The sequence below is a fragment of the Halomonas sp. BM-2019 genome, assembly GCF_017584085.1.
Map to the genome: position 1 here is coordinate 1,773,060 of NZ_CP071922.1, position 3,644 is coordinate 1,776,703.

Sequence of the window (3,644 nt, forward strand, 5' to 3'; positions counted from 1 at the left end):
ACCAGCGCCGGCACCAACGCCCGGCTGGGGGAGGGCGACTACCTGGTGGCCGAGGCCGACGAGTCGGACGCCTCCTTCCTCCACCTGCAGCCCATGGTCGCCATCGTCACCAATATCGACGCCGACCACATGGCCACCTACGGCGGCGACTTCGAGAAGCTCAAGACCACCTTCCTGGAGTTCCTGCACAACCTGCCCTTCTACGGGCTGGCGATCCTCTGCATCGATGACGCCAACGTGCGCGGCCTGCTTGACCGGATCCATCGCCAGTTCCTTACCTATGGCTTCAGCGAGGACGCCGACTATCGCATCGCCGACTTCGCCCAGGAGGCCGGGGAGATCCGCTTCACCGCCCATCGCCCCGGCGGCCTGGCGCCGCTTGCCGTGCGCCTGGCCATGCCCGGGCGCCACAACGCCCTGAACGCCATGGCGGCCATCGCCGTGGCCAGCGACGCCGGCGTCGCGGATGCCGCCATCCTGCGCGGCCTGGCCGGCTTCCAGGGGGTCGGACGCCGCTTCCAGGTCCAGGGCCACTTCCCGGCGCCGGGCGGCGACGGCGAGGTGATGCTGGTGGACGACTATGGCCACCACCCCCGGGAGGTGGAGATGGTGATAAGGGCGGTGCGCGCCGGCTGGCCCGAGCGGCGGCTGGTGATGCTCTACCAGCCCCATCGCTATTCGCGCACCCGCGACCTCTTTGAAGACTTCGTGCGGGTGCTGGCCGGGGTCGACGCGCTGCTGCTGCTCGACGTCTACAGCGCCGGCGAGGCGTCGATTCCCGGCGCCGAGGGGCGCACCCTGGCCGGCTCCATCCGCCAGCGCGGCGAGGTGGATCCGATCTTCGTCCAGGAGAAGGGCGAATTGCCCAAGCTGCTGGCCCGGGTGCTGCGCCCCGATGACATCCTGATCACCCAGGGCGCCGGCGACGTGGGGGGCATCTCCCTGGCCCTCGCCGAGGCGGCTCTCAACCTCGACGAGGTGACCCTATGAGCCTGATGAGCGACCTGGGCCGCGTGGCGGTGATCTACGGCGGCAGCTCTGCCGAGCGCGAGGTCTCCCTGAAGAGCGGCGCGGCGGTTCTCGCCGCCCTCCAGCGTGCCGGGGTTGATGCGGTGGGCTATGACCCGGCGGAGGGCGGCCTGGTTGGCCTGGAAGCGCTGGCGCCGGACCGCGTCTTTATCGCTCTGCACGGCCGCGGCGGCGAGGACGGCACCCTGCAGGGGGCACTGGAGCTGCTCGGCATTCCCTATACCGGCAGCGGCGTGCTCGCCTCGGCCCTGGGCATGGACAAGCAGCGCACCAAGCTGATGTGGCAGGCGCTGGGTCTGCCGACGCCGGAGTCGGTGATGCTCGACGAGGACGCCGACTGGTCGTCGGTGGTGGCGCGCCTGGGTCTGCCGCTGATCGTCAAGCCGGTCCATGAGGGCTCGACCCTGGGCATCAGCATTGTCGAGAGCGCCGAGGCCCTGGCCACGGCCTACTGGGAAGCGGCGTGCTTCGACGCCCGGGTGATGGCCGAGCGCTTCGTCAAGGGCGAGGAGTACACGGTGTCGCTGCTGGGCGACGACGTGCTGCCGGCGATTCGCGTCGAGGTGCCCGGGGGCTTCTACGACTACGAGGCGAAATACCTCTCCGACGAGACCCGCTATCACCTGCCCTGCGGTCTCAGCGGGGCCGAGGAGGCCGAGCTCGGCGAGCTCTGCCGCCGCGCCTTCGAGGCGGTGGGCGCCGAGGGCTGGGGTCGGGTCGACGTGATGCGCGATGCCGAAGGACGCTTCTGGCTGATCGAGATCAACACCTCGCCGGGGATGACCGACCATAGCCTGGTGCCCCAGGCGGCTGCCCACGCCGGCATCGACTTCGAGGCCTTGGTGCTGCGCATCCTGGCGGCCACCCTGGAAGCTTCTCGGGCATGACGCGGCGCGGTGGTCTGCTCGGCGTGCTGCTGCTGCTGGTGCTGTTCGGGGCCGGCGGCCGGGCCCTGTGGCTGTGGCTCGACCGCCCCATCGAGCGGGTCTCCATCGGCGGCGAGTTCACCCATGTCAGCGCCGACTACCTGCGCGACCAGCTGGCACCGCTGATCCAGGGCCGGACCTGGCTGTCGGTGAACGTGGCCGAGTTGCGCGAGGAGGCGCTGGTCATCGACTGGCTGGCCGAGGTGCGCGTCACCCGGGAGTGGCCCAACGCCCTGACCTTCGATCTGGTCGAGCAGGTCCCCGTGGCCCGCTGGAACGATGAGTACCTCCTCAATCCCGAGGGCGAGCCCTTCGCCTTCGGTCCGGTGTCGCCGCCCGGCGATCTGCCTGACCTCGCCGGCCCTCCGGGGAGCGGTGCCGAAGTGCTGTCCTACCACGAGCGCCTGGCGACCCGCTTCGGTGCCATGGGGCTCGAGCTCTCCCAGCTGCGCCTGGAGCCTCGCGGCGCCTGGCGCTTCCAGCTCGACGATGGCGTCTGGGTGATGCTCGGTCGCAACGACCGGGAGGCGAGGCTGGCTCGGCTCTCCGCGGCCTGGCAGCGCCAGCTCGGCTCTCAGGCGTCGCACATCCGCTACATCGATTTACGATATCCCAACGGGGTCGCGGTGGCCTGGCATGGAGAAACCGATCCGGCCGAGGATGATGAGAGCTAGGAAGGCGGCCGGCATTTTCTGGTGCAGGGCGCATGCCGATGGGCATACGCCGGTTTCTTTTGCGCGAAAATCACCGTATCGTGAGCGGTGATTCTGGCGGCGGGCTGGAGGAACAACTCGACTTGTTCCTATAATTTGGCCCCAGGTTGATTTTTCGTGATGCAGGCCCCGACGCGGGCCAGGTTCGAGGAGAGTTCCCGACTCATGGCAGGTCCATCCAATGCGTCCAGTATGGTAGTCGGGCTGGATATCGGAACGTCCAAGGTCGTAGCGATCGTGGGGCAGCCCACCGACGATGGCAGCATCGAGATCGCCGGTATCGGCTCGCATCCCTCCCGCGGGATGAAGAAGGGTGTGGTGATCAACATCGAATCCACGGTGCAGTCGATCCAGCGTGCCGTGGAAGAGGCCGAGCTGATGGCGGGCTGTGACATCCATTCGGTCTATGTGGGTGTCGCCGGCAGCCATATCAGCTCCATGAATTCCGACGGCGTGGTGGCGATCAAGGAGCGGGAGGTCACCCCCTCCGATATCGACCGCGTCATCGACTCGGCCCGGGCTCGCGCCATCTCCGAAGGGCAGCGGGTGCTCCATGTGCTGCCCCAGGAGTTCGCCATCGATACCCAGGGCGGCATTCGCGAGCCGCTGGGCATGTCCGGGGTGCGCCTGGAGGCCCGAGTGCACCTGGTCACCGCGGCGCTGAACGCGGTCCAGAACATCGAGAAGTGCGTCCGCCGCTGCGGGCTCGAGGTGGATGCCATCATCCTCGAGCAGCTCGCCTCGAGCATGTCGGTATTGACCGAGGACGAGCGCGAGCTGGGCGTTTGCATGGTGGACATCGGTGGTGGCACCACCGATATCGCCGTTTTCACCGAAGGGGCCATCCGCCATACGGCGGTGATTCCCATTGCCGGAGACCAGGTCACCAACGACATCGCCATGGCCCTGCGCACCCCGACCCAGCATGCGGAGGAGATCAAGGTCAAGTACGCCTGTGCCCTGACCCAGCTTGCCG

The 3,644-nt window shown here is 68.2% G+C and carries 3 protein-coding genes and 1 pseudogene; all 4 read left to right on the forward strand.

The features are described from left to right. A partial coding sequence (gene murC, locus J5F18_RS08965) for a UDP-N-acetylmuramate--L-alanine ligase (protein ID WP_346301901.1) occupies positions 1–990 on the forward strand: 990 nt, incomplete at its 5' end. Continuing rightward, a complete protein-coding gene (locus tag J5F18_RS08970; protein ID WP_346301902.1) occupies positions 987–1,916 on the forward strand; it encodes a D-alanine--D-alanine ligase in 930 nt (309 codons plus the stop codon). The genes murC and J5F18_RS08970, both read left to right, overlap by 4 nt. Continuing rightward, the gene (locus J5F18_RS08975) at positions 1,913–2,629 is read left to right on the forward strand and encodes a cell division protein FtsQ/DivIB (RefSeq protein ID WP_346301903.1); all 717 of its coding nucleotides are present in this window, start codon (positions 1,913–1,915) and stop codon (positions 2,627–2,629) included. Before J5F18_RS08970 ends, J5F18_RS08975 begins: the two co-directional genes overlap by 4 nt. A 276-nt stretch (positions 2,630–2,905) precedes the next feature. Beyond that, positions 2,906–3,644, forward strand: a pseudogene (gene ftsA / locus J5F18_RS08980) (cell division protein FtsA); the annotation flags it as partial.